The 24441-nt window shown below is 64.5% G+C and carries 22 protein-coding genes, 3 tRNA genes and 1 riboswitch; of the genes, 8 read left to right on the top strand and 17 right to left on the bottom strand.

What is annotated here, in order from left to right:
- Positions 1 to 12: 12 nt before the first annotated feature.
- The 8 genes from tuf to FURADRAFT_RS19395 form a co-directional block, all read right to left on the bottom strand.
- Entirely contained in the window at positions 13 to 1203 is a 1191-nt protein-coding gene (tuf, locus tag FURADRAFT_RS19430) for an elongation factor Tu (RefSeq protein WP_008955879.1), read from the bottom strand.
- Positions 1204 to 1239: 36 nt separating this feature from the next.
- Positions 1240 to 1314, bottom strand: a tRNA-Thr gene (locus FURADRAFT_RS19425).
- 22 nt (positions 1315 to 1336) lie between these two features.
- Positions 1337 to 1410 (bottom strand) — tRNA-Gly (locus tag FURADRAFT_RS19420).
- A gap of 55 nt (positions 1411 to 1465) precedes the next feature.
- A tRNA-Tyr gene (locus FURADRAFT_RS19415) sits at positions 1466 to 1550 on the bottom strand.
- Positions 1551 to 1703: 153 nt separating this feature from the next.
- Positions 1704 to 1955 carry a YfhL family 4Fe-4S dicluster ferredoxin gene (locus FURADRAFT_RS19410; protein ID WP_008955878.1) on the bottom strand — a complete coding sequence of 84 codons (252 nt, stop codon included), beginning with the start codon at positions 1953 to 1955 and terminating at the stop codon, positions 1704 to 1706.
- 101 nt (positions 1956 to 2056) lie between these two features.
- On the bottom strand, positions 2057 to 2617 hold the full coding sequence (gene rsmD, locus FURADRAFT_RS19405; protein WP_008955877.1) for a 16S rRNA (guanine(966)-N(2))-methyltransferase RsmD: 561 nt from the start codon (positions 2615 to 2617) through the stop codon (positions 2057 to 2059).
- A 227-nt stretch (positions 2618 to 2844) separates the two neighbouring features.
- A complete protein-coding gene (locus FURADRAFT_RS19400) occupies positions 2845 to 4164 on the bottom strand; it encodes a M16 family metallopeptidase (protein ID WP_008955876.1) in 1320 nt (439 codons plus the stop codon).
- Entirely contained in the window at positions 4154 to 5524 is a 1371-nt protein-coding gene (locus FURADRAFT_RS19395) for a M16 family metallopeptidase (protein ID WP_081455973.1), read from the bottom strand. The genes FURADRAFT_RS19400 and FURADRAFT_RS19395 overlap by 11 nt, the downstream gene beginning before the upstream one ends.
- Before the next feature lie 71 nt (positions 5525 to 5595).
- On the opposite strand from FURADRAFT_RS19395, the gene ftsY reads away from it, so the two are divergent.
- The 4 genes from ftsY to rpoH all read left to right on the top strand — a co-directional run bounded on the left by ftsY (position 5596) and on the right by rpoH (position 9452).
- Entirely contained in the window at positions 5596 to 6672 is a 1077-nt protein-coding gene (gene ftsY / locus FURADRAFT_RS19390) for a signal recognition particle-docking protein FtsY (protein ID WP_008955874.1), read from the top strand.
- A 225-nt stretch (positions 6673 to 6897) separates the two neighbouring features.
- Positions 6898 to 7551, top strand: a complete 654-nt coding sequence (gene ftsE, locus FURADRAFT_RS19385; protein WP_008955873.1) for a cell division ATP-binding protein FtsE — start codon at positions 6898 to 6900, stop codon at positions 7549 to 7551.
- The gene (ftsX, locus tag FURADRAFT_RS19380) at positions 7548 to 8456 is read left to right on the top strand and encodes a permease-like cell division protein FtsX (RefSeq protein ID WP_008955872.1); all 909 of its coding nucleotides are present in this window, start codon (positions 7548 to 7550) and stop codon (positions 8454 to 8456) included. The genes ftsE and ftsX overlap by 4 nt, the downstream gene beginning before the upstream one ends.
- Positions 8457 to 8588: 132 nt before the next feature.
- Positions 8589 to 9452: an RNA polymerase sigma factor RpoH gene (rpoH, locus tag FURADRAFT_RS19375; protein WP_008955871.1), complete on the top strand. Its 864-nt coding sequence runs from the start codon at positions 8589 to 8591 to the stop codon at positions 9450 to 9452.
- A gap of 189 nt (positions 9453 to 9641) precedes the next feature.
- On the opposite strand, the gene FURADRAFT_RS19370 is transcribed toward rpoH, so the two are convergent.
- The 3 genes from FURADRAFT_RS19370 to FURADRAFT_RS20330 all read right to left on the bottom strand — a co-directional run bounded on the left by FURADRAFT_RS19370 (position 9642) and on the right by FURADRAFT_RS20330 (position 13887).
- Complete coding sequence (locus tag FURADRAFT_RS19370) at positions 9642 to 11423, bottom strand: PglL family O-oligosaccharyltransferase (protein WP_008955870.1); 1782 nt, start codon at positions 11421 to 11423, stop codon at positions 9642 to 9644.
- 102 nt (positions 11424 to 11525) lie between these two features.
- A complete protein-coding gene (locus FURADRAFT_RS19365) occupies positions 11526 to 13361 on the bottom strand; it encodes a PglL family O-oligosaccharyltransferase (RefSeq protein WP_040653334.1) in 1836 nt (611 codons plus the stop codon).
- A gap of 91 nt (positions 13362 to 13452) precedes the next feature.
- Entirely contained in the window at positions 13453 to 13887 is a 435-nt protein-coding gene (locus FURADRAFT_RS20330) for a pilin (RefSeq protein WP_040653333.1), read from the bottom strand.
- 290 nt (positions 13888 to 14177) lie between these two features.
- On the opposite strand from FURADRAFT_RS20330, the gene FURADRAFT_RS19355 reads away from it, so the two are divergent.
- The 3 genes from FURADRAFT_RS19355 to proB all read left to right on the top strand — a co-directional run bounded on the left by FURADRAFT_RS19355 (position 14178) and on the right by proB (position 18329).
- The gene (locus FURADRAFT_RS19355; protein WP_008955867.1) at positions 14178 to 15527 is read left to right on the top strand and encodes an adenosylmethionine--8-amino-7-oxononanoate transaminase; all 1350 of its coding nucleotides are present in this window, start codon (positions 14178 to 14180) and stop codon (positions 15525 to 15527) included.
- A 69-nt stretch (positions 15528 to 15596) separates the two neighbouring features.
- Positions 15597 to 17123 carry a hypothetical protein gene (locus FURADRAFT_RS19350; protein ID WP_040653331.1) on the top strand — a complete coding sequence of 509 codons (1527 nt, stop codon included), beginning with the start codon at positions 15597 to 15599 and terminating at the stop codon, positions 17121 to 17123.
- Positions 17124 to 17210: 87 nt separating this feature from the next.
- Positions 17211 to 18329, top strand: coding sequence for a glutamate 5-kinase (proB, locus tag FURADRAFT_RS19345; RefSeq protein ID WP_008955865.1), 1119 nt, complete (start codon positions 17211 to 17213; stop codon positions 18327 to 18329).
- Positions 18330 to 18408: 79 nt separating this feature from the next.
- Here the strand turns inward: proB and FURADRAFT_RS19340 are convergent, their stop codons facing one another.
- The 3 genes from FURADRAFT_RS19340 to ruvB form a co-directional block, all read right to left on the bottom strand.
- Positions 18409 to 18801 carry a hypothetical protein gene (locus FURADRAFT_RS19340; protein ID WP_008955864.1) on the bottom strand — a complete coding sequence of 131 codons (393 nt, stop codon included), beginning with the start codon at positions 18799 to 18801 and terminating at the stop codon, positions 18409 to 18411.
- Between the two features lie 131 nt (positions 18802 to 18932).
- The gene (locus FURADRAFT_RS19335; protein WP_008955863.1) at positions 18933 to 19649 is read right to left on the bottom strand and encodes a glutamine amidotransferase; all 717 of its coding nucleotides are present in this window, start codon (positions 19647 to 19649) and stop codon (positions 18933 to 18935) included.
- 21 nt (positions 19650 to 19670) lie between these two features.
- Positions 19671 to 20705, bottom strand: coding sequence for a Holliday junction branch migration DNA helicase RuvB (gene ruvB, locus FURADRAFT_RS19330; RefSeq protein ID WP_008955862.1), 1035 nt, complete (start codon positions 20703 to 20705; stop codon positions 19671 to 19673).
- A gap of 78 nt (positions 20706 to 20783) precedes the next feature.
- Positions 20784 to 20932, top strand: a riboswitch (FMN riboswitch).
- 101 nt (positions 20933 to 21033) lie between these two features.
- On the opposite strand from ruvB, the gene ribB reads away from it, so the two are divergent.
- Positions 21034 to 21666: a 3,4-dihydroxy-2-butanone-4-phosphate synthase gene (gene ribB, locus FURADRAFT_RS19325; protein ID WP_008955861.1), complete on the top strand. Its 633-nt coding sequence runs from the start codon at positions 21034 to 21036 to the stop codon at positions 21664 to 21666.
- A gap of 449 nt (positions 21667 to 22115) precedes the next feature.
- Here ribB and FURADRAFT_RS19320 read toward each other — a convergent pair whose 3' ends face one another.
- From FURADRAFT_RS19320 to ruvA, 3 genes are all read right to left on the bottom strand, one after another.
- Complete coding sequence (locus FURADRAFT_RS19320; protein ID WP_008955860.1) at positions 22116 to 22892, bottom strand: NYN domain-containing protein; 777 nt, start codon at positions 22890 to 22892, stop codon at positions 22116 to 22118.
- A gap of 177 nt (positions 22893 to 23069) precedes the next feature.
- Positions 23070 to 23816 (bottom strand): SDR family oxidoreductase, encoded by a 747-nt coding sequence (locus FURADRAFT_RS19315; RefSeq protein WP_008955859.1) that lies wholly within the window; start codon positions 23814 to 23816, stop codon positions 23070 to 23072.
- Between the two features lie 3 nt (positions 23817 to 23819).
- The gene (ruvA, locus tag FURADRAFT_RS19310; protein WP_008955858.1) at positions 23820 to 24413 is read right to left on the bottom strand and encodes a Holliday junction branch migration protein RuvA; all 594 of its coding nucleotides are present in this window, start codon (positions 24411 to 24413) and stop codon (positions 23820 to 23822) included.
- Positions 24414 to 24441 lie beyond the last annotated feature (28 nt).

The following is a 24441-nucleotide window of genomic DNA, read 5'->3' as shown; positions in this document are numbered from 1 at the left end:
AACCTTTTCAGATCAAGCAATGATCTTGGCAACGACGCCGGCGCCGACGGTACGGCCTCCTTCGCGGATGGCGAAGCGCAGACCTTCTTCCATGGCGATCGGAGCGATCAGTTCCACGGTGATTTCCACGTTGTCACCCGGCATTACCATTTCCACGCCTTCGGCCAGGCTAACAGCGCCGGTCACGTCGGTGGTGCGGAAGTAGAACTGCGGACGGTAGTTGGCGAAGAACGGGGTGTGACGGCCGCCTTCTTCTTTGCTCAGTACGTAGACCGAAGCAGAGAACTTGGTGTGCGGGGTGATCGAACCCGGCTTGGCCAGAACCTGACCACGCTCGACGTCTTCACGCTTGGTGCCGCGCAGCAGCACGCCAACGTTGTCACCAGCCTGACCCTGGTCCAGCAGCTTGCGGAACATTTCCACGCCGGTGCAGGTGGTCTTGGCGGTGGCCTTCAGGCCCACGATTTCCAGTTCTTCACCGACCTTGACGATGCCGCGCTCAACACGACCGGTCACCACGGTGCCACGGCCGGAGATCGAGAACACGTCTTCGATCGGCAGCAGGAACGGCTTGTCTACAGCACGTTCCGGGGTCGGGATGTAGCTGTCCAGCGCGTCAGCCAGACGGAAGATCGACGGTTCGCCGTATTCGGACTGGTCGCCTTCCAGCGCCAGACGAGCGGAGCCGATGATGATCGGGGTGTCGTCACCCGGGAAGTCGTAGGACGACAGCAGGTCACGCACTTCCATTTCCACCAGTTCCAGCAGCTCGGCGTCGTCCACCAGGTCAGCCTTGTTCAGGTAGACGATGATGTACGGTACACCTACCTGACGGGACAGCAGGATATGTTCGCGGGTTTGCGGCATCGGACCGTCAGCGGCCGAGCACACCAGGATCGCGCCATCCATCTGGGCAGCGCCAGTGATCATGTTCTTCACATAATCGGCGTGGCCCGGGCAGTCTACGTGGGCGTAGTGGCGGTTTTCGGTTTCGTATTCTACGTGCGCGGTATTGATGGTAATACCACGAGCCTTTTCTTCCGGCGCGCTATCGATCTGGGAGTAGTCTTTGGCTTCGCCACCGAACTTCTTCGACAGAATGGTGGTGATAGCGGCGGTCAGCGTAGTTTTACCATGGTCAACGTGACCGATGGTGCCGACGTTTACGTGCGGTTTAGTCCGCGCAAACTTTTCCTTAGCCATGGCAAAATTTCCTGAATCCGAAACAAATTAAGCGGGTGGTGCCCATGGGCAGAATTGAACTGCCGACCTCTCCCTTACCAAGGGAGTGCTCTACCCCTGAGCTACATGGGCCCTAAAACTGACATATAACGTCTGGAGCGGGTGAAGGGAATCGAACCCTCGTCGTAAGCTTGGAAGGCTTCTGCTCTACCATTGAGCTACACCCGCCCATCACGATCACGGACGACTTTACTACACGCCGCCAAGACGTTTAAAAGTATTCTGGTGGAGGGAGAAGGATTCGAACCTTCGAAGGCAGAGCCGTCAGATTTACAGTCTGATCCCTTTGACCGCTCGGGAATCCCTCCTGAAAGAGACCCGAATATTATAGACAGCCTCGAAGGCCGTCAACACCTTTTTTGAAAAAAACCGCATTTTCTTGCGAATAAAAAACCGAAGGGTCCGGCGGCATGATTTGCCACCGGACCCTTCTCTTTTCGCATCAGCCACTTAGTGTCGCATCAAGCCTTGCCGCTGATGCGTAGATACTTCTGATACAGCTCGTCCTGCGTTTCCTGGCGGTTCGGATCCAGCGGAATGCAGTCGACCGGACAGACCTGCTGGCACTGCGGTTCGTCGTAATGGCCAACGCACTGGGTACACAGGTTGGGGTCGATCTCGTAGATTTCCTCGCCCTGCGAGATGGCGTTGTTCGGGCACTCCGGCTCACAGACGTCGCAGTTGATGCACTCGTCAGTAATCATCAAAGACATAGTATTTTCCTCAAGTATTTCATGTTTGAATTCTGTCACCCGGCTTGCCGGCCCGCAAGTCCTCACTGTTATATGGATATAGCGAGCTCCGGCGCGGCGGGCTACAGGCTTGCTTCTGGCCGGTCCCGCCCGAGCAGCCCGTAATGGACCAGGCCGGCGCGGCCTTCTTTTATCCGTTGCCAGCCGTCGAGTCCGGGCCAACTGGCCGCCTCGACGTAGACTCGCGCATCGTCAGCGAGCACGGCGGGCAGCAGCGGCAGGATTTGCTCGAGCAGCTCGGAACGGTAGGGTGGATCGAGAAACACCAGGTCGAAGCGCTCGCGACAGCTTTTGAGGTAATGCAGCGCATCCATCACCACGACCTCGACCGACTGTGCCGCAAGCAGCTGGCGATTGGCCTTGAGGCTGTCGGCGACCTTGCGCGATTTTTCCACCATGACCACGCGCCGCGCCCGGCGCGAGGCGGCTTCGAAACCCAACGCGCCGCTGCCGGCGAACAGATCGAGGCAGCTGAGCCCGTCCAGCTCCTGTCCAAGCCAGTTGAACAGGGTTTCGCGCACGCGATCGGGGGTTGGCCGAAGGCCTTCGGCGTCGGGGAACGGCAATTGCCGGCGACGGTAGTCGCCACCGATGATCCGAACTTGGTTTCTGGCTTGACTCATGGTAAAGCGGTAAAAAAATCAAGGCGCAGAGTTTACCGTGATCCGGTGCTCGGCGCCTTAATTTTAATCAGTTAACCGCTGCGTGGACGATCAAGGGACAACATCGCCAACCGGCAAGGACTGGGTCCCGGTCTCGATCGACACAGCCGGCGGCACCCACAGCGCCTCTACCTCTCTCCCCCGGCCCCGGCCGTGCTCAGGCGGGAGCAGCCACGTTGGTGCAACGGTCAGGAATTCGGCCCGACGATGACCGTCGCCATTTGCTCGGGGTGGATGCGACGTCGCCAGGCATCACGCACCTGTTCCGGCGTGACCGCCGCGACGTGCTTCACGTAATCGTCGAGGAAAGTCAGCGGCAGCTGGTACAAACCGATCACGCCAAGATAGCCCAGCAGCTTGCCGTTGCTATCGAAGCGCAAGGGGAAGCCTCCGATGATGTTGGCCTTGGCCTGCTCCAGCTCGGCCGCGCTCGGCCCCTCCTCGATGAACTGTTGCAGCGTGTCACGCGTGACCCTGAGGGCAGTCGCGGCCTGGTCGTTGCGGGTGGAGAGCCCGATAGCGAATTCGCCAGCGCGCTGATACGGGCTGAAGTTGCTGCTGACGCCATAGGTGAGGCCGCGCTTGTCGCGCACTTCCTTCATCAGCCGGGCATCGAACCCACCGCCACCGAGGACGTAATTGCCGACCAGTAGCGGGAAGTAATCCGGATCGTCACGGGTGATGACAGGCATGCCCAGCGTCATATGGGTCTGCGTTCCGGGATGAGTCAGCTTGACCGTCTTGCCGGCGGGCGGTAATGCCACCTGCGGCATGGCGGGCAGGCTGCCCGGGCGGTTGGCGAGCCCGGCGAGCAGTTCTTCGGCCAACCTTTCTGCTTCCGCCCGGCTCAGGTCGCCGACAATCGACACCACGGCGTAACGCGGCTGGTAGTGGCTGCGCCAGAACGCCAGCAGGTCGGCGCGAGTGATCGATTTGAGCGATGCCGCGGATACCCTGGCGTTGATGCCGTAGGGATGCTGCGGGTAAATCTGCCGGGTCAGCTCGCGCTGCGCCAGGAAACCGGCGTCGTTCTCTTCCTGGCGCAGGTTTTCAATGGTGCGCGCCTTTTCCCGCTCCAGGATGGCTGCGGGGAAGGTCGGCCGGGCCAGCACGTCCGCCGCCAGCGCCACCGCTTGTTCGCGCACCGCCGGACGCGCCAGGGTACGCAGCGTGATGCCGGCCCCCTCGAGCTCGGCGAACGCCGACAACGACGAGGCGGTATCGGCCAGCGCTTCGCGCAATTGTTCTTCGCTGCGCGTGGCGGTGCCAGCGTCGAGCAGGCTGGCGGTCATGTCGCTGACGCCGGGCTTGGCCGGGTCTTCGCGCCGGTTGCCGGCATCGAACTCGACGCGCAGGTCGACGATGGGGTTGGCATGGGCCTCGACGAAGTAGACGCGGGCGCCCTGGGCGCTGTTCCAGTGCTGGATGGTCACGGCCTGCGCCATGCCGCTAAGCAGCATGGAGGCGGCCAGCCAGCCGATCACGCTCTTGCGCAGTTTAACGGACATGTGTCTGATCCCCTTGTGGCATGGCCGGCATGCGCCGCGCGTCTCCCTGCTGCGGCAATAGCGTCACGACGGTCAGGTGGTCGTCGACCAGCGTGCGGGCGGCCTCTTGCACCTGTCGCGCGCTGACCTTGGCGATATTGGCGTCGATGGTGGCGTCGTCACGCCAGGAGAAGCCGATGCTTTCCAGGTTGCCGATCCGCATGGCCTGGGCAAACATCGAATCCTTTTCGTAGATGCGTCCGGCCTGCAGCTGCAGTCGCACGCGTTCCAGCTCGCGTTCGCTGACGCCGTCGCGGGCGATGCGGGCGATTTCCTGGCGCAGGGCCTGTTCCAGCTGCGCCAGGGTCTTGCCCTGGGCCGGCACCCCGCTGAGCGTGAACAGGGCCCCGCCGCGGCCGAGCATGTCGTAGTCGGCCGACACCTCGGTGGCGACACGCTGCTCGCGCACCAGGCGGCGCGGCAGGCGCGACGCGGCCTGGCCGTCGAGAATCGCCGACAACATATATAAGGCATAGGGCCGCTGCGCATCGACCTTCTCCAGCCGCGGCACCTGCCACGCCAGCGTCAGGGAGGGCAGCGGCGACACCGCCTTGACACTGACCCGGCGCCCGCCCTTCTGTTCCGGCTCGAGCTGCGGCCGGCGCTCGGGCAGCGCCACCGGCTTGAGCGCGCCGAACTGGCGGCGCGCCTCGGCGATCACCGCCTGCGGATCGACGTCGCCCACCACCACCAGCGTGGCGTTGTTCGGGCCGTACCAGTGGCGGTACCACTGGCGCAGGTCGTCCGGCTTCATGTGATCGAGGTCGTCCATCCAGCCGATCACTGGGTAGCGCACCGGACTGGCGACGAAGGCGTTGGCGAACAGGGTTTCGGCCATGATGCCGGCCGGCTGGTCGTCGGTGCGCATGCGCCGCTCTTCCTTGACCACCTGCAATTCGCTGGTGAAATCGCTGTCCTTGAACGACAGGTTGTGCATGCGATCCGCCTCCAGCTTGAGCGCCAGCGGCAGCTTGTCGGCGGCCAGCTGCTGGAAGTAGACGGTGTAGTCGCGCGAGGTGAAGGCGTTGTCCTTCCCCCCGGCCTGGGCAATGAGGCGGCTGAACTCGCCGGCCGGCACCGTCGGCGTGCCTTTGAACATCATGTGTTCCAGCAGGTGCGACAGCCCGGTGCGGCCATTGACCTCGTCCACACTGCCGACGCGGTACCACAACTGCGATACCGCCACCGGCGCGCGCTCGTCGCGCTGCACCACGATTTTCATGCCGTTGTCGAGCACGGCCTCGACGGGTTCGGCCGAAACCACGCCGCATACCCCGAGAAACACCACGCCCGCAACAGTCGAGAGGGTTCTAGAAATCACGGAATCTGCCCTATGCCTGATTTGAGGATACAATTTGTCCATCCGATGCCATAAGTTGACTACAGCCCAGCATGTTTAGTTTCTTCAAGAAGAAGTCTGCGCCGCCGGCCACCCCGGCCAGCAGTGAAACACCCGCCACCAACACCACCGCCATCGCCGAGCCCCACATCGCCGATGCCCCCTCTACCCCCGAGACCGCCGTCATCGCGCCGGTCGTGGCCGAGGCCGTTCCGCCGAAAAAACCGAGCTGGACCGAGCGGCTCAAGGCCGGCCTGTCGAAAACCCGCGACAAGCTCGGCAAGTCGCTGGCCGGCCTGTTCGGCGGCGGCAAGATCGACGAGGATCTGTACGACGAGCTGGAGACGGTGCTGCTGACCGCCGACATGGGCGTCGATGCTACCCTGCACCTGCTCAAGGACGTGCGCGAGCGCGTCTCGCTCCGGGGCCTGAAGGACGCCGCCGAACTGAAGGGCGCGCTGAAGGATTCACTCAACGACCTGATCGGTCCGCTGGAGCAGCCGCTCGACATCGCCGGTCGCAAACCCTATGTCATCATGATGGCGGGCGTCAACGGCGCTGGCAAGACCACCAGCATCGGCAAGCTGGCCAAGTACTTCCAGTCGCAGGGCAAGTCGGTGCTGCTGGCCGCCGGCGACACCTTCCGCGCCGCCGCGCGCGAGCAGCTGATCGCCTGGGGCGAGCGCAACAACGTCACCGTGATCGCCCAGCAGAGCGGCGACTCGGCCGCGGTCTGTTTCGACGCTATCAAGGCGGCGCAGGCACGCGGCATCGACATCGTGCTGGCCGACACCGCCGGCCGCCTGCCGACCCAGCTGCATCTGATGGAAGAGATCAAGAAGGTGAAGCGGGTAATCCAGAAGGCGCTGCCGGAGGCACCGCACGAGGTGATGCTGGTGCTGGACGCCAACATCGGCCAGAACGCCATCAACCAGGTGAAGGTGTTCGACGAGGCGCTCGGCCTGACCGGGCTGATCCTGACCAAGCTCGACGGCACCGCCAAGGGCGGGGTGATCGCCGCCATCGCCAAGCAGAACCCGGTGCCGCTGCGCTTCGTCGGCGTCGGCGAAAGCATCGACGACCTGCGCCCGTTCAATGCCAGGGACTACGTTGACGCGCTGTTCGACTGAGAGCCGCGCCATCGGGCGGCTCCGGCCTGGCATCGTGGGTGCCGGCGGACCGCGTGCCCCTCTTCCGATGCGCGCGGCGAGGCGGAATCCTGACGTATCCCGTGGCCATTCCGCTTCCTGTGCGCCGGCAGCACTAGCCTTGCCCTGGCTCGCTCGCCGGCCGGAATGGCTCTATATCCAGCCAGGCTTTGGCCAATTCATTTATTCGCAAGGGGACTCTTCCGCATGATCCAGTTCGACCAGGTCACCAAGCGCTACCCCGGGGGTAACGAGGCCCTGAAGAATCTCTCGTTTGCCATCGACAGCGGTGAAATGGTGTTCCTGGCCGGCCACTCCGGTGCCGGCAAATCCACTCTACTGAAGCTGATCGCCGGCATCGAACGCGCCACCAGCGGCGGCGTGCTGGTCAACGGCCAGAACCTCAGCAAGCTGCGCCCGAGCCAGCTGCCCTACGTGCGCCAGCACATCGGCCTGGTGTTCCAGGATCACAAGATCCTGTTCGACCGCCCGGTGTTCGACAACGTCATGTTGCCGCTCAACATCATCGGCTTCGACCGGCGCGATGCCGCCAAACGCGTGCGCGCCGCGCTCGACAAGGTCGGTCTGCTGGGCAAGGAGAAGTCGATGCCGATCCACCTCTCCGGTGGCGAACAGCAACGGCTATGCATCGCCCGAGCCGTGGTGCATCGCCCCTCCATCCTGCTCGCCGACGAGCCTTCGGCCAACCTCGACCGCGCCTACGCGCTCGACATCATGGAATTGTTCAAGTCGTTCCACCAGGTCGGCGTCACCGTGGTGATCTCGGCCCACGACGAGACGCTGATGGAAGACTACGGACGCCGCATCATCCGCCTGAGAGAAGGACAGTTCGCCGCATGAAGCACTTTCTCTACCTGCACCTCCTGAGCGCCCGCCAGGCGCTGGTCAAAATCCTGCGCCAGCCGTTCGGCAGCCTGCTCAGCCTGCTGATGCTGTCGGTGGCGCTGGCGCTGCCGCTGGCCCTATACCTCGGCGTCGAGAGCACCCAGGCCTGGGTCGGCAAGCTCACCGCCACGCCGCAGATCTCGCTGTTCATGGAGCTGTCGGCCGAAGACGCCGACCTCGCCGCGGTGAAAAGCTCGCTCGCCGGCAACCCCAAGGTGAAATCGGTCAGCTTCGTCAGCAAGGCCGAGGCGCTGGCCGGGCTGGAAAAGCGCAACGGTCTCGACGGCCTGGCGGCCGACCTGGACAGCAACCCGCTGCCGGACGCCTTCGTGGTCACCCCAGTGACGCTCGAGCCCGGCGAGCTGGAAATGCTGCAGAAGGAGCTGTCTGGCCTACCGATGGTCGAGTCCGCCCAGTTCGACGCCAGTTGGGCCAAGCGCCTGTATGGCATGGTCGAACTGGTGCGCCACCTGACCTTGTTTCTCGGTGCCGCGCTCGGTCTCGCCCTAGTGCTGGTGACGCACAACACCATCCGCATGCAGATTCTGGCGCACCGCGACGAGATCGAGGTGTCGAAACTGATCGGCGCCAGCGACAACTTCATCCGCCGCCCCTTCCTCTACCACGCCTTGTGGCAGGGCATCCTGGCCGGGCTGATCGCCTGGGGACTGACCGGCTGGCTGGTGGCCACGGCCAACCCTGCGGTACGCGAATTCGCCCAGCTCTACAACGAACAGCTGGAACTACGTACGCTGACGCCGTTCGAACTGTTGGCGATGCTCGCCGCCACCGGCGTGCTGGCGATGCTTGGCGCGCGGCTGGCGGCCAATCATCACCTGCGCCAGATCGAGCCGCACTAGGCGTCCATTGCGGCGAAAGAAGCCGGCTATCGGGCCGATTGAAAAATACATCGCCACTGGAACTTTTTGCTGCTGGCACTCGACCAATGCGAGTGCTAGCATTGCACTACCCATCAAGGAGGTAGTTAATCCATGACCGCAACGTTCGCCTTGCCCGTCCCCTCGTCCAGCGGCAGCCTGGAGCAGTACATCCAGATCGTGAACAGCGTGCCGCTGTTGAGCGCAGAAGAAGAGAACGAGCTGGCCAACCGCCTGCATGCCCAGAACGATCTGGAGGCGGCCAAAAAGCTGGTGCTGTCGCATCTGCGCGTGGTGGTATCGATTGCCCGCGGCTACGCCGGCTACGGCCTGCCGCAAGCCGACCTGATCCAGGAAGGCAATATCGGTCTGATGAAGGCGGTAAAACGCTTCGAACCGAACCGCGGCGTGCGCCTGTTCTCCTTCGCCGTACACTGGATCAAGGCCGAAATCCACGAATTCATCCTGCGCAACTGGCGCCTGGTGCGTGTCGCCACCACCAAGCCGCAGCGCAAGCTGTTCTTCAACCTGCGCAGCATGAAGAAAAGCTTTGCCGCGCTGACCGACAGCGAAGCACGCGTCATCGCTGACGACCTCGGAGTGAAGCCGGAAGAAGTGCGGGAGATGGAAACCCGCATGAGCGGCCAGGACGTGGCCCTGCTGGCCGACGACAACGACGACGAGGGCTTTGCCCCGATCGACTGGCTAGCCGACTCCGACCACGAGCCGACGCGCCAGCTGGAGAAGAAAGCCTTCGACCATCTGCAGACCGCCGGGTTGGAACAGGCCCTCTCCTCGCTCGACGCCCGCAGCCGCCGCATCATCGAAGCGCGCTGGCTGGCCGACGACAGCGGCGCCACGCTGCACGAACTGGCCGCCGAGTTCGGCGTCTCGGCCGAGCGTATCCGCCAGATCGAGGCCAAGGCACTGACCAAGATGAAAGCCGCGCTGAGCGAGCGGGCCGCCATCGAGGCCTGACGCCCCGGATCACAGAACACGACAACGCCCCGCGATGCGGGGCGTTTTGCTTGTCACGGCGTAAATCGGGGTCGTAGCCCGTAGGAAGGGTGAAGACGTTTGCGCCGCGCCTCATCAAACCATGCGCGTCAGTGATGGGTTATGCGACGCTCCGCCCTTCCTACCCCGCGCCCCAGCGAAGCCGCCGCTTCAGCGGTATTGCGGGGGCAGCTTTTGCCGCGCCGCCTCCGTGATCCGCCTCAGCCCGGCCCAGGCCGGCTCACGCGGATCGAGTTCGCTCAGGAACGAGGGTGCGTAGGTGGGGAACGACGCCAGCGCTGAACCGAGCGTCGCCTCGGCAGCGCCCTCGTCCCCCGCCAGCGCCTCCAGCTGGGCCTTCTTCAGCAACACGTCCGGATAGGGACGGAACGCCGCCAGCCGTGTCAGCCAGCGCCGCTTTTGCGGCAGCTGCTCACGCGTCGGCTGGAGGTAATTGTCCAGCGTGTTGAGCGCGTGGAAGGCGAACAGCGGTTCGGTCTCGACGATCTCGGCCAACCGCGCCACGCGCGTTTCGTTGGCCTTGGCGTTGGCCAGCGGCGTATACAACCCGAGCAGCTCGTCGTAGCGGGTCAGCCCCGTCAGCGACAGCCAGCCCAATGCCGCCACCCCCAGCCACAGCGGCAACCTTGCCAAGCGTGGCAGGCGGGCACCCGGTCCCGGCGCCAGCGCCACGAAGATCACCAGCACGGCGAGGAAGTACAGGTACCACAACGGGTATTCCAGCAGGCTGTGGATCAACGTCACCGTCATGCCGCCCAACGGCAGAACGTGTTCCAGTTCGGCCCGCTCACGGAAATACGGCCACACCGCCCAGACAAAGCCCCCCAACACCAGCAGGGTCACCAGCCCACCCATCTCCGCCAACAGCTGCAGCACCAGGTTGTGGGCATTGGTGAACAACCCGCTATTGAAGCCGGCAGCGGCAAACGGCGGCAGCGGCTGCAACCGCACGCTCTCGGCAGCGAACTGCGACCAGCCCACGCCCCACAGCGGATGCGAGCGGAACACCAGCCAGGCCTTGTGCATCTCGGCGAAGCGGCGCGAGCCCATGCTGTCACCGTTGGCCGCCAACCGCTCCAGCCCCGAGGCGCCGCCTACGCTTTCATGACTCAGCAGCGACACCAGCTGGTTCACCCACGGCAGCAAGAACTGCGCCGCCAGGATCACTATGCAACTGATCCATAGCACGTTGCGCAGACGCCGCGAAGCCGTGTCGCCGATACGCCAGTGCCAGATCAGCGCCAACACCGACAGCGCCAGCAGGTAGAGCAGGATGGTGCGCGAGCCGGCCCAGGCCAGCAACAGCGCCAGCCATGCCACCAGCCCCCACAGCCAGCGTGCCGGCAATTTCCCGGCGGCGTACAGATAACACCCCGCCAGCACGCCCCACATCAGATAATGGGCGAACTGGTTGCGCTGGCCGATATGGCCGAAGATGTTGCTGGTCGGATGGGCGTGGTCGTAGAACAGCATTCCCCCTGTGGCTTCGGCCAGCCCGGTCAGTTGCGCCATGCCGATCAGCGACTGGAGCAGCGCCCCGGCCAGCAAGGCCCAGGCCAGCCAGACGGTCAGCTCACGTTGGCCGAAGTGCTCACGCAACGCCAGCACGACACAAGCCAGCAAGGCCATGCACGCCCAGGCCAGCGCCGTGGCCCAGTTCATGCCGGGGAACAGCACCGGCGCCAGCCACGGCTGCAACCCCCAGCACAACGCCGCCAGCAAAGCCCACCAGGCCGCGCGCGGCACGCGGCCGAACAAGGCTGGCTGCCCGGGCAGCAACAGCACCGCCGCCAGCACGGTCAGCCAGACCACGTTGATCTCCCCCCACCACTGCGGCAGGGGCACGTAGTGGAAGCGCGAGGCGAACGGCACGATGGCGATCAGGCAGACACTCAGCAGGGCTAGCCGGGGAAACAGTCGGGAGGAAAGCATGGGGGTCGGGTCAGTAAACACAAGCGCGCAGCATAGCGCAAAGCGGCGGGGAAGGAAAAAGCCGGGAAGGAAGCCCGGCTTTGGTAGATCAATGATCGCGAATCAGAACAGCGCTTTATGCGTTTCCGGCACAGAGGCCGTACGCGCCGCTGCTTCGGCTCCACCCTGCTGATAAGCCTTGACGGCGCGCTCGGCCATTTCACGCAATGGTTGCAGTTCCGGTTCGGACCGTGTTTGCAGGAAGGCCAGGATGCTCCCAACGCTGTCAGGGTAGGCGGCAATGCGCATGGCCATGGCCTCACGGGCAGCAACAGGGTCATTATCCAGCGCGCGAAGAATAGCCAACTGTGACAACTGATAGTGGAATGGGCGATATGCGACCAACCGCTCGAACAGTTCTCTCTTAAGTGCCAGTTGATGACGGTCCGAAGGCAGGTAGGTCGACAGCTGCTGTTCCGCCTCGTAGGCCCATAAAGGATTGCGCGCCAGCGCCGCCAAGGCTCCCACACGCTGCTCGTTCACCTGTGGGTCCCGACTCAGTATTTTCCACTGGGTCAAGTCGAAAAACACCGCAGCACCCGTCGCCAGATACCAGCCGGCCAGTAGAACAACCATAGCGCTTGCTAGTTTCTGGAATTGAGGCCTTACGCCAAGAGTAACCCCACCGATCGGCGACAGAGAAAGCACAATCATCAGCCCGCAGAGAAACGGCAAATACCACAAGGGATATTCGAACATCGAGTGGCCCAGAGTTACCATTGCCAGGCTGACTAACAGCAGGTTCTCCGCTGTTGTCTGATTTTTACGAAAATACGGCAATAGGCACCAGAGCAAACCAACCACGACGATGCTGGTACCGATCAATCCTGTTTCGGCCAGCAACTGGGCAAACAGATTATGGCTGTGGGTGAACAGCACGCTCTCCGATGTCTTGGGAAAACCACCAAAGGCTTCTAATGCAACGCTCTGGTGGGCAAATCCACCCCAACCAACGCCAAATAACGGATGCGCCAGAAACACCTGCCAGGCCTTGCTCCATTCCACCCGGCGTCTCGCCCCGAAGCCCGCCTCCATCAATCGGCCGGCACCACTGGTGCCTGAAACCTGCCAGCCCGCCGCACTCAGCAGTTGAGTGAGCGGTTCAAGCAGCAACTGGGTCAATACAATATAGCCACAAGCCATTAGCAAGGCCTTGCCGAGCTGCCGGGCATGTTGCCCACTCTCTGTCGAACTATCGGCACGCGCGCACCAGAGTAAAGCCAGCAGAATAAAACCGCCCGCATAGGCGAGTACCAGCCGCGAGCCGCACCACGCCATCAACAACGCCAGTAGCAGTACTGATAAGTGAAAAATCCAACCGCGCAGTTTGCTGGCCGAGTACAGATAGCAACCTGCCGCCATGCCCCAACCCAGATAATGGGCATACTGGTTGCGCTGACCGATATTGCCCATGATATTCCCTCTGGGGTTGGCAAGATCAACTAGTACACCTGGAACTTGCAACGCCAGCCCACTGACCTGTAACAAACCCAGCCCGACCTGAACCAAAGCCCCAATCCACAACACTGTAGCTAATAGCTGAACCACCCGCGCACGTCCGATGCGCTTTGCTTCCGCAAAAAAAACATATCCTGTCAGCGAGGACATGATCAGAAATACCAGTGGAGACAGCGAACGGATCAGGTAGGAATGGCGTACTAGCAAACCGTAAGACAGCACAATAAACAGCGGCAGCCCCCAGCTGAACAACAGCGCTTGTGGCACGATTGGAGCCCCCCTGCTGCCCAGACGCAACAACAAGGCCGCAGCAATTAGCCCCAGAGCCAGCTGATCCTGCCACCAGTCCGCCAATGGGTAAATATGCAGGGGCGACAAAAAGGGAAGCAGCAATACCAGAGCCGCCAACAGCAGGGGAAAACGATGAAAAGCTCGAAGCACCAGTTCGCTCCAGGAGTTAAGTTGCCACCCGCGTGGTATAAAAAAACCCCACCCTTGATACAAGGGTGGGGTTAATGTTATTTAAGTTAATTTACTGGCCAACACATGTGCTCGGCAGATATTTCTGAGGAATTGCAGGGGAGGCACAAGCCCAATTCAACGACTCTCCAACCAGTGACGATGTCAATACAACCGTTTTGGTATCAATAGTCGATACCCCGGTGCTAGCCAGGGTCATTGTAATAGTGCAGGCCGAAGTACTTGCAGAACCACCAAAGACAACTCCACTCACGTACTTGCCGGTAGAGCTTGCAGCGGAACCACCAGGGTCACACGAGCCCGACTCACCCAAAGCCAATGCAACCTTAGTCTTAAATCCATCGCCCATCGATAGCGACTCACTCACCTTGGACTTGGCGGTGTAGTCCGAGTACGCCGGAATCGCCAGCGCGGCCAAAATACCGATGATCGCGACCACGATCATCAGTTCGATCAGGGTAAAGCCCTGCTGCATGGATTTGTTCATGGTTGAACCCCCAAGTTTGTTGAATATCAAGGCCGACATCGGCCAGACTGCGCTGAAGGAGCCTTCGGCCGATTTCTGGTCCGTGTCACTCCGTTTCGAGGGCCATTCTTGCAATCTGCATGCCAGTCTGGTCAAACCCTTGAATTTTGGCTAGTCCAACACCAGGCCTGCCGTCGAGAATGGACGGCACACGACAGAAAGTGCCGTTTTTCGTCACCTCGTCCCGCACTCTTCCGCCCCGAGGCTGTGCTAGCATCGCGTGCATCGAACATTGCACAGAGCTTCTCCCGATGAGCAACCAAGACTGGCTGGCGCGCAGCCGACAGGCCGTGTGGCACCCTTGCACCCAGATGAAACGCCACGAAGCGCTGCCGCTGGTGCCTATCGCCAGCGCCGAAGGGGTATGGCTGACCGATTTCGACGGCAAGCGTTACCTGGATGCGGTCAGCTCCTGGTGGGTGAACCTGTTCGGCCACGGCCACCCGGCGATCAAGGCAGCGATCAAGGACCAGCTCGACTCCCTGGAGCACGTGATGCTGGCGGGCTTCACGCACCGCCCGGTGGTCGAACTGTCGGAGCGGCTGAGTCAGCTCACTGGCCTCGGCCACGCCTTCTACGGTTCGGACGGCGCCAGCGCCACGGAAATCGCGCTGAAAATGAGCTTCCACTACTGGCAGAACAGCGGTCGGCCGGGCAAGACGCGCTTTCTCAGTCTGGAGAACAGCTATCACGGCGAGACCGTCGGCGCGCTGGCGGTGACCGACGTGCCGCTGTTCTCGTCGACCTACGCGCCGTTGCTGAAGGCCGGCATCCGCGTGCCGACACCGGATGCATGCCAGGCAAGGGATGGCGAGACCGCGAAGGATGTGGCGTGCCGCGCCGCGCGGGCGCTGGAGAACGTGCTGGCCAAGCAGGCCGATAGCATCGCCGCGCTGATCGTCGAGCCGCTGGTGCAAGGTGCCGCCGGCATGGCGATGTACCATCCTGCTTATCTGGAGGAAGCGCGCCGGCTGTGCGACCGATATCAGGTGCACCTGATCGCCGACGAGATCGCGGTGGGTTTCGGTCGCACCGGCACGCTGTTCGCGTGCGAGCAGGCCGGCATCCGGCCGGATTTCCTGTGCCTGTCCAAGGGAATCACCGGCGGCTTCTTGCCCTTGTCGTGCGTGCTGACCACCGATGGCGTCTATCAGGCCTTCTACCACGACGAGGTGGCTCGCGGCTTCCTGCACTCGCACAGCTACACCGGCAACGCGCTGGCCTGCCGCGCCGCGCTGGCGGTGCTGGACCTGTTCGAGCAGGAAGACGTGCTCGCGCGCAATCGGGAAAAGGCCGCACAGTTCACGACCCTGCTCGCTCCCTTGCGTGCCCACCCCCAGGTACGCCAGTTCCGCCAACAAGGCATGATCTGGGCGTTCGAGGTCGATACGGCGCGCGGCGATTTTGCCGTGGCGTTCTTCTCCGCCATGCTGCAGCGCGGCTGCCTGGTGCGGCCGATCGGCAATACGGTGTACTTCATGCCACCCTACGTGATCGAGGCGGAGGAGATGGCGCTGCTGTGCCAGGCCACGCTCGACACGCTGGATGAACTGCAGCAGTCCGGGCAAAGGCCGGAACGCGCCACGCCGCCGCTGCCATAACGATTGCCAAGGCCGACCGATACCAATAGCATTGCAAGATCACCCTACCATTGACATGGGGCTAGGGCCATGCAACTGCGCCTACCGGATAATCTGATGGACCCCAAGCTGGTCGACCTGCAGCCGGACAGCGTGGCCGACTGGCTGGATCGCCTCCCCTACACTCGCCTCGACGAATGCGGGCACTTGCTGCTGGGCGCCCTGCAAAGCCTGAGCCGCACCCAGGTGGCGGTCGGCACCCGGCACAAGCTGCTGAAGCTTTACCTGGCGGCGCTCGATCGTTTCTTCCCGGCACTGGAAACCCAGATCGTCAGCGACGAGGTGGTCAGCTCGACCAAGGCACGCCAGGCGGCGCGCCTTGGCATGGCGCTGTTCGATGCGCTGTTCGCCGGCTTCAAGCGCACCCTGGTGGAACGACTGGAAAAACGCTCGCTGCTGGAACGCGAGCAGCCCAAGGTGGAGTTGCTGTGCCTCGCCCTGCTGACCGCGCGCATGCAAGCCAAACTGGCCATGGAGTGCTATAGCGACCTGCCACTCCACTTCTGGCACGACTGCCACCAGCTCTACCAGCTCGCCGAGGAATCGGGCTGGCAGGAGCGCCGCCATGCCCCGACGGAAAGCATCGCCGTGGTGTATCGGCAGATCCTTCTGATGGGACTGACCGACGGCAAGCATCTGGGCGACAACGAAATCGCGGCGGCCAAGGGGCTGATCTTCCGGCTGGCACCACGCATCGAGCTGATCCCGCTGACCGGGCTCACCAAGACACAGGGCTTCGGCTACCAGGTCGACCCGGCGCGTGACGACCCGCCCCACTTCTTGCCGCTCAAACCCCAAGTGGCCGCGAGCGGCGAATTCTGGGTCTATCTGAACGACATCATCGACGCCCTGCAACAGCCGGATGGCTTGGCGCGCCAGTTGGCGAGCGAAGCGGCCATCCCCGCCGACCTCACCGTGGAGGTGGCGCGCAAGCTGGCCGAAGAGTGGACGCAGCCGAGGCGGCGACGCCAGCCGCGCCAGCCGGTCCAGCAATGGCTGAGCCTCACCGCCCAGTTGTTGCCGATCTGGCTGACGCTGCGACCGGCCCCGGTGGAGCCCGTGGAGGATAGCCCGATACCGGTGCTGGGCCGGCCGGCCCCGCCCGCGCTGTTCCAGGCCGTCAACCAGAGCCAGCTCGGTTTTCTGCTGCGCGGCAACCCGCAGGAACAAGCGCTGCGGACCGGCGAGCTGCTGCTGCTCGCGCCGCAGTTGCAGCCGGACAATCGCCTGTTGTGCGCCGTGCGCTGGGCGGCGGCGCCGCTCGGCGGCAACGACGTGGAATGCGGTGTGGAGCTGCTCGGGCCGGCGCCGGAAGCGGTCGAGGTGCTGCCCACCATCACCCACCAGGACGACGTGTTCCAGCCGGCGCTGCACCTGCCGGCACAACCGCGCCTCGGACGCCCGGCCTTGCTGGTGATGCCGGGCCGCCCGTTCTCGCGACTGCGCGAATTCGTGCTGCGCGACAACCAGGGCGAAACCCGCATCCGCGTCACCCGCGTCGAACTGCAGACCCCGTTCTACCAGGCCATGGAGTACCGCCGCAGCCAGGATCTGTGAGCCGGCCCGGCGAGCGGCGCCCTTTCGGATCGCGCGCAAGTTGCGGCATACTGGCGGACCTGATTTCTTCGTTGCGAGTGGGGTTTCATGCAATCGGTCATTCATGCGGGCAGTCGCCTGGTGGTCAAGGTCGGGTCGAGCCTGGTCACCAACGACGGTAAAGGGCTGGACCTGGCGGCGCTGGCGCGCTGGGCCGCCGAGATCGCCGACCTCAAGCGGCGCGGCAAGCAGGTGGTGCTGGTCTCCAGCGGCGCCATCGCCGAAGGCTGCCAGCGCCTGGGCTGGAGCAGCCGCCCCAAGGCGGTGCACGAACTGCAGGCGGCCGCCGCGGTGGGCCAGATGGGCTTGTGCCAGGCCTACGAGAGCGCCTTCCGTGAATTCGGCCTGCAAACCGCCCAGGTACTGTTGACCCACGAGGACCTCTCCGACCGCACCCGCTACCTCAACGCCCGTTCCACGCTGACCTCGCTGCTCAATCTCAACGTGGTGCCGATCATCAACGAGAACGACACCGTAGTGACCGACGAGATCCGCTTCGGCGACAACGACACGCTGGGCGCGCTGGTCACCAACCTGATCGAGGCCGATGCGCTGGTGATCCTGACCGACCAACAGGGCCTCTACACCGCCGACCCGCGCAAGAATCCGGACGCCGAGTTCGTGCACGAGGCGGTGGCCGGCACCCCGGAGCTGGAGGCGATGGCCGGCGGCGCCGGCAGCAGCGTCGGCACCGGCGGCATGCTCACCAAGATTCTCGCCGCCAAGCGTGCGGCGCGCAGCGGTGCCGCCACGGTGATCGCCTGCGGCCGCGAGCTCAACGTGCTGTCGCGCTTGGCCGACGGCGAGGCCATCGGCACCCAGCTCTTGGCGCCGACCAGCCGCATGACGGCGCGCAAGCAGTGGCTGGCCGACCATCTGATCCTGACCGGCCGGCTGGTGCTCGACAGCGGCGCGGCGCTGGCGGTGCGGCAGAAGCGCAGCAGCCTGCTGCCGATCGGCGTGCTGAAGGTGGAGGGTGATTTCCTGCGCGGCGAGGCGGTCGCCTGCGTCGACGAGAGCGGAGTGGAAGTGGCGCGCGGCCTGGTGAACTACAGCTCGGACGAGGCGCGGCTGATCATGCAGAAACCGACGCGCGCCATCGAGGGCATCCTGGGTTATCTGGTGGAACCGGAGCTGATCCACCGCGACAACATGGTGGCGCTGTAAAGATTCAGGAGCCAGAGAAGGCGCAAGGCCCCTGCTCCGCCTGACGGACAGGGGCCTTGCCGTATTCACGACCGGCTAACTACTCCTGAGCGCCGTGCTTGAGTTCGATGGCGCGCACGATGACGTAGGCGATCATCGAACACAGGAAGAACAACAGCATCATCCACGCCACCGACTGCAGCGTTTCGATCAGCGTGCGGTAGATTTCCAGCGTCCAGCGCATGCCGTTGAGTTCCAGCGCCGCCGATTCGCGGTTGGCGGTGACGTACTTTTCCAGCTCCCACAGCCGCACCCCGCCGGAGACCCCGACCACCACGATGGCAAACAGCAGGTACTTGCGCCAGGCGTCGGCCATTTCATCGCCGACGATGCGGCTGAGGATGCGGTTGACCGCGCCATCGAAAAACTTGGCGGTGATCAGCGAGGTGGCCAGCGCCACCAGGAACGTTGTCGCCAGCAATACAAAGAACATGAAATTCCCCTTGTTGTCAGTCGTCATGACTGGCACGCATTGTACGTGCTCAGTACGGTGGATTCGATGTCACGGTGAAACACCGCGGCCAAGCGGTGGCGGGGTCCGTGCCCGCGCCACCCGGCGCCCTCTCAGGCCGCCGCCGCAACCAGACTGGCCGCGAAACGCGCCAGCAGACCGGCGGCCTCCGGCGTCGGCCGTACCTGCGCCAGCAAGGCCTGCGGATCGCGTCCGGCAGCACATAGCCGGTCATGCAGCAGTTCGAGGTAGCGGCGCATGGCGCGCTGGTCGAACTCGGGGTGGAATTGCACTCCCCAGGCCGAGCCGAGGCGGAACGCCTGGTGCGGTTCGAAGGCGTTGCCGGCCAGCGCCACCGCGCCCGGCGGCAGGCGCAGCACGGTCTGCCAGTGGATCACGTTGGCCGAAAAGCGCGCCGGCAGCGCCCCCAGCAGCGGGTCGGCCTCCGCCGCCGCCAGCCGTTCCACCTCGACCGCGCCGGCTTCCGGCCCGTGCGGATGGTAGCCGACCTCGCCGCCCAGGGCGTCGGCCAGCAGCTGGTGACCATAACAGATACCCAACAGCGGCACGCGCGCGGCATGCGCGGCGCGCAGCCAGGCGGCGGTGGTCTCGCTCCAGGCTGCGCGCTCGCTGACCATGGCCGGCGAGCCGGTGATCACCACGCCGGCGCAGTGTTGCGGCGGCGGCAGCGCCTCGCCGGCGACCACGTTCACCACGCGCCAGTCGGCCGCGTCGGGCAGCTCGCGGCGGATCCAGTCTTCGAAATCGCCCTGCTCTTCGGCCAACGTGGGCAGGGTGCTGCCGGTCTTGATGATCAGTTTCTCGCTCATGTCGCTTGCTCTCGCCGGGGCTCAGTCCTTCAACGGCAGGCCGAAGTGCTGGTAGGCCTGCGCCGTCGCCATGCGGCCGCGCGGGGTGCGCTGCAGATAGCCCTGCTGGATCAGGTAGGGTTCGATCACGTCCTCGATGGTGTCGGAGCTCTCGCCAATCGCCGCCGCCACGTTGTCGAGCCCCACCGGGCCACCGGCGAATTTCTCCAGGATGGCGGCAAGCAATTTGCGGTCCATCACGTCGAGCCCGGCCGGGTCGACGTCGAGCATGGCCAATGCGGCGTCGGCCACGGTGGCGGTGACCACGCCGTCGGCCTTGACCTCGGCGTAGTCGCGCACGCGGCGCAGCAGGCGGTTGGCGATGCGCGGCGTGCCGCGCGAACGCCGGGCCACCTCGAAGGCGCCGTTGTCGGCCAGGGTGACGTTGAGCAGGCCGGCCGAGCGGCTGACAATGCGCGTCAGCTCTTCCGGGGTGTAGAACTCGAGGCGCGCAACGATGCCGAAGCGGTCGCGCAGCGGGTTGGTCAGCATGCCAGCGCGCGTGGTGGCGCCGACCAGGGTGAACGGCGGCAGGTCGATCTTGACCGAGCGCGCCGCCGGACCTTCGCCGATCATGATGTCGATCTGGTAATCCTCCAGCGCCGGGTAGAGGATTTCCTCCACCACCGGCGAGAGGCGGTGGATCTCGTCGATGAACAGCACGTCGTGCGGTTCGAGGTTGGTCAGCAGCGCCGCGAGGTCGCCGGCGCGTTCCAGCACCGGGCCCGAGGTCTGGCGCAGGTTGACGCCCATCTCGCGCGCCACGATGTGCGCCAGCGTGGTCTTGCCGAGGCCCGGCGGGCCGAACAGCAGCACGTGGTCGAGCGCCTCGCCGCGCTTCTTCGCCGCCTCGATGAAGATTTCCAGCTGCTCGCGCGCCTTCTTCTGGCCGACGTAGTCGTCGAGCGCCTTGGGGCGCAGCGCGCGCTCCAGCGCTTCTTCCTGCGCGGACAGCGACTGCTGGGTGACGAGTCGGCGCTCGGGTGCGCCGCCGATCAGGTTGTCGGTTTCGATCATGGCATGGTCTTGAACATCAATCCTGCGATGTTACCACTGCTATACTGTGCCCCGCTTGCGGCCAGCGTTGGTCACAGGCGACGTCTTCAGGGCGGGGTGCAATTCCCCACCGGCGGTATGGCCCCAGGGCCGAGCCCGCGAGCGCTTTTGCCTCCCCCGGCAAAAGGTCAGCAGATCTGGTGCGATGCCAGAGCCGACGGTAACAGTCCGGATGAAAGAAGATGAACACCGCTGTGCCGTGCGCACGCGCGGTGCCGTGGGCATTTGCCTGCGACAACCTTCAGCCCGGAGGCGTGTTTCTCAACCCAGCATCTTGAGGACCGTTTCCATGAACACCCATACCGACATCCTTTCCCTGCGCGTCCACGCCGCGCTCAACGCCCTGCGCCAGGGTAAGCCCGTGATCGTGGCCGACGACCACGACCGCGAAAACGAAGCCGACCTGATCCTCGCTGCCGACGCGCTGACGGTGTCGGAGATGGCGCGCCTGATCCGCGATGGCAGCGGCATCGTCTGCCTGTGCCTGACGCCGGAACACGCCGCCCGCCTGCAGCTGCCGCCGATGGTGGCCGACAACGGCAGCCGCTACGGCACGGCCTTCACCGTCAGTATCGAGGCGGCAGAAGGCGTGAGCACCGGCGTCTCCGCCGCCGACCGCGTCACCACCATCCGCGCCGCCATCGCCCCCGCCGCACGCCCCGAGCATCTGGCCCGCCCCGGCCACGTCTACCCGCTGGTCGCCCGCGCCGGCGGCGTGCGTGAACGGCGCGGCCATACCGAGTCCGCGGTGGAGCTGGCGCGGCTGGCCGGCTTCAGCCCGGCCGGCGTGCTGTGCGAGCTGATGAACCCGGACGGCAGCATGATGCGCGGCGCCGCACTGGACACCTACGCCGCGCAACACCAGCTGCCGCAGCTGGCGGTGGCGGAACTGGTGGAATGGCTGGAGCGCAACGCGCATTGAGGCCGAATGTAGGGCGGATGCCCGCAGGGCGATCCGCCATGGCGCGGACAAGCCTGTACAGCGGAACGCTTGGTTGCACCGGGCTTACTCCCTGCCACTCGTAGGTTGGCGTCGAGCGTAGCGAGGCCCAACAGCTACCGCGCATGGTTTTGTATCCGCTACGTGGATGATGATTGAAGTCGCCGGTTCCGCCCGGCGGACGGGCCAGGGGGCGTACCGCCGCCCCCTCACGACCCCGCTCGCCCTAATGGTCCGCGAAACCCCGGCCAAAACGGCATTCGCCAGGCGCCGGCAATTCGCCGTTTGCTAACGTCAAACGGCTCAGCTGCCGTCTTAACACCTGGCGAACACCATTTTGACCGGCGCTCCCCGTAGGGCAATCTTGCGCTCCACAACGTTGGCTGCATGTTTTATGGCGGTTCGGCGGCCAAGACCGTATCTACGGGCGGCTACTTCGCCTTCTTGCCGCCGTTGCCCGGCTTGAGGCGGATCGACACCCCGCCCCGGCCGCTGCTGGCCTTGTGTACCTCGAACCAGCCCGACTTCACCACCAGGTCTGACAGCTTGGCAAAGCCGTAATTGCGCGGGTCGAAGTCCGGCATCCACTGCCCCAGCAGGCTGCCCACGCCGCCCAGGTCGGCCCAGCCTTCGTCGTCGTCCATGCTCTCGATGCCCTTCTGGAACTGGGCACGCAGCTTCTTGTCGAGCGGGCGCAGCACACGGGCCGGCTGCGGCGACTTGGCGGTGCCGCGTCCGGCCTCCTCCCCCTTGAGCGCCACCTCGTCCGCCTTGGCCTCGTCGACCCCGCCCAGCACTTCGACGTAGACGAACTTGCTGCAGGCATTGACGAAGGCCGATGGCGTTTTCTCCTCGCCGAAGCCCCACACCTCCAGCCCGTCCTCGCGCAGACGGGTGGCCAGGCGCGAGAAGTCGCTGTCGCTCGAGACCAGGCAAAAACTCTGATAACGCCCCGAATGCAGCATGTCCATGGCATCGATCACCAGCGTGATATCCGACGCGTTCTTGCCCTTGGTGTTGGGAAACTGCTGGATGGGATGGATGGCGAAGCGTGCGCACAGGTCACGCCAGGCCTTGTCGTGACGGCTGAAGTCGCCGTAGACACGCTTGAGCGCCAGCACGCCGAGCTTACCGGCTTCTTCCAGCACGTCTTCAATCCAGCCCGGCGAGACGTTATCCGCATCGATGAGGACGGCGACGTTGGCCATATCGGCTCCTTGTTGTTAAAGCCTGTTCACGATCTCGCGAGCGAGCGCGAGACAAGGCAAAAATGGCGGTGGAAGCGGAGTTGACATGCAGTCCATGCGCCTCCCCGAATCGGGGTCAACGCCGTATCGCCCCAGCGCCGCAAATCGAATAAAGACCAGCAGATCGAGGGCAGGCTTTCAGCGTCCGCCGGCCACATCCAGCAGGTGGCCGGTGGTGAACGAGGCGTCCTCGGACAGCAGCCACAGTATGGCGGCGGCCACCTCTTCCGGCTGGCCGCCGCGCTGCATCGGCACCGCGCTTTTGACGCGGTCCACCCGGCCCGGCTCGCCACCGTCGGCATGCATCTCGGTATAGATGAAGCCGGGACGCACGCCGTTGACGCGGATGCCCTCGGCCGCGACCTCCTTGGCCAGCCCCACGGTGAGCGTATCCACGGCGCCCTTGCTGGCAGCATAGTCGATGTATTCGTTGGGCGAGCCCAGCCGCGCCGCGGCGGACGAGACGTTGACGATGGCGCCACCTTGCCCGCCATGGCGCGTGGACAGCCGCTTCACCGCCTCGCGGCAGCACAGCAGCGGGCCCAGTACGTTGGTGGCCAGGATGCGCTGCCAGCGCGCCACGCTCATTTCGTCCAGCCGCATCTGCTGCTCCAGGATGCCGGCGTTGTTGACCAGCGCCGACAACGGCCCCAGGCTCGCCTCGGTTTCGGAAAACAGGCGCAGCACGTCCACCTCGTCGGCCACGTTGGCGGCAATCGCCACCGCCGTGCCGCCCTCGGCCACGATGCTATCCACCACGGCTTGCGCCGCGTCGGCGTGGCGGTGGTAATTCACCGCGACCGCGTAGCCGCGGCGGGCCGCCAGCCGGGCCGTGGCCGCGCCGATGCCCCGCCCGCCGCCGGTCACCAGCAGCACCTTGTCCATGGCTCACCCTTTCATCAGGCTCTTGAGCGCCAGGCGCACGCCGTCGCTCACCGTCACCTCGGGCGGCAGGCACTTGGTGGCGGCGGCGGCTTCCTTGTCGTTGTAGCCCAGCGCCAGCAAGGCGTTGACGATGTCACTCTTGTCGTCCGGTGTAGCGGCGAACGGCAGGCCGCCCGGGGTGGTCACGGCGCCGCCGGTGGCGAGCTTGCCGCGCAGCTCCAGCACCAGGCGCTCGGCGGTTTTCTTGCCGATGCCGGGGACGCTGGAGAGGCGTTTGAGGTCTTCGCTGGCCACCGCCAGCGCCAGTTCGTCGGCGCTCAGCCCGGACAGGATGGCCAGCGCGATCTTGGCGCCGATGCCGCCGACCTTGATCAGCTGGCGGAAGGTTTCGCGCTCGCCCTTGCTGGCGAAGCCGAACAGCAGATGGGCATCCTCGCGCACCACCAGGTGGGTATAGAGCGTGGTTTTCTCGCCCAGCGCGGGCAGTAGGTAGAAGGTGCTCATCGGCACGTCGACTTCATAGCCGACGCCGCCGACATCCACCACGATCTGCGGCGGGAGTTTTTCGATGAGTTGACCTGTGAGGCGTCCGATCATGGGGAGTCCAGAATGAGAGAAGGTTGGC

It is taken from the genome of Pseudogulbenkiania ferrooxidans 2002 (genome assembly GCF_000174355.1).
Lineage (GTDB): Bacteria > Pseudomonadota > Gammaproteobacteria > Burkholderiales > Chromobacteriaceae > Pseudogulbenkiania > Pseudogulbenkiania ferrooxidans.
The sequence above is the reverse complement of the archived record's forward strand: the minus strand, read 5'-3'. Positions and strand labels throughout refer to the sequence as shown.

Bases quoted from the DNA above. Each gene is read 5' to 3' on its own strand.
- FURADRAFT_RS19355 (WP_008955867.1), top strand. From the start codon at position 14,178: ATGAGCAACCAAGACTGGCTGGCGCGCAGCCGACAGGCCGTGTGGCAC.
- rsmD (WP_008955877.1), bottom strand. From the start codon at position 2,617: ATGAGTCAAGCCAGAAACCAAGTTCGGATCATCGGTGGCGACTACCGT.
- ruvB (WP_008955862.1), bottom strand. From the start codon at position 20,705: ATGATCGAAACCGACAACCTGATCGGCGGCGCACCCGAGCGCCGACTC.
- FURADRAFT_RS19335 (WP_008955863.1), bottom strand. From the start codon at position 19,649: ATGAGCGAGAAACTGATCATCAAGACCGGCAGCACCCTGCCCACGTTG.
- ftsE (WP_008955873.1), top strand. From the start codon at position 6,898: ATGATCCAGTTCGACCAGGTCACCAAGCGCTACCCCGGGGGTAACGAG.
- FURADRAFT_RS19350 (WP_040653331.1), top strand. From the start codon at position 15,597: ATGCAACTGCGCCTACCGGATAATCTGATGGACCCCAAGCTGGTCGAC.
- proB (WP_008955865.1), top strand. From the start codon at position 17,211: ATGCAATCGGTCATTCATGCGGGCAGTCGCCTGGTGGTCAAGGTCGGG.
- FURADRAFT_RS19370 (WP_008955870.1), bottom strand. From the start codon at position 11,423: ATGCTTTCCTCCCGACTGTTTCCCCGGCTAGCCCTGCTGAGTGTCTGC.
- FURADRAFT_RS19320 (WP_008955860.1), bottom strand. From the start codon at position 22,892: ATGGCCAACGTCGCCGTCCTCATCGATGCGGATAACGTCTCGCCGGGC.
- ruvA (WP_008955858.1), bottom strand. From the start codon at position 24,413: ATGATCGGACGCCTCACAGGTCAACTCATCGAAAAACTCCCGCCGCAG.
- FURADRAFT_RS20330 (WP_040653333.1), bottom strand. From the start codon at position 13,887: ATGAACAAATCCATGCAGCAGGGCTTTACCCTGATCGAACTGATGATC.
- FURADRAFT_RS19410 (WP_008955878.1), bottom strand. From the start codon at position 1,955: ATGTCTTTGATGATTACTGACGAGTGCATCAACTGCGACGTCTGTGAG.
- FURADRAFT_RS19315 (WP_008955859.1), bottom strand. From the start codon at position 23,816: ATGGACAAGGTGCTGCTGGTGACCGGCGGCGGGCGGGGCATCGGCGCG.
- FURADRAFT_RS19400 (WP_008955876.1), bottom strand. From the start codon at position 4,164: ATGTCCGTTAAACTGCGCAAGAGCGTGATCGGCTGGCTGGCCGCCTCC.
- ftsX (WP_008955872.1), top strand. From the start codon at position 7,548: ATGAAGCACTTTCTCTACCTGCACCTCCTGAGCGCCCGCCAGGCGCTG.
- ftsY (WP_008955874.1), top strand. From the start codon at position 5,596: ATGTTTAGTTTCTTCAAGAAGAAGTCTGCGCCGCCGGCCACCCCGGCC.
- FURADRAFT_RS19340 (WP_008955864.1), bottom strand. From the start codon at position 18,801: ATGTTCTTTGTATTGCTGGCGACAACGTTCCTGGTGGCGCTGGCCACC.
- rpoH (WP_008955871.1), top strand. From the start codon at position 8,589: ATGACCGCAACGTTCGCCTTGCCCGTCCCCTCGTCCAGCGGCAGCCTG.
- ribB (WP_008955861.1), top strand. From the start codon at position 21,034: ATGAACACCCATACCGACATCCTTTCCCTGCGCGTCCACGCCGCGCTC.
- tuf (WP_008955879.1), bottom strand. From the start codon at position 1,203: ATGGCTAAGGAAAAGTTTGCGCGGACTAAACCGCACGTAAACGTCGGC.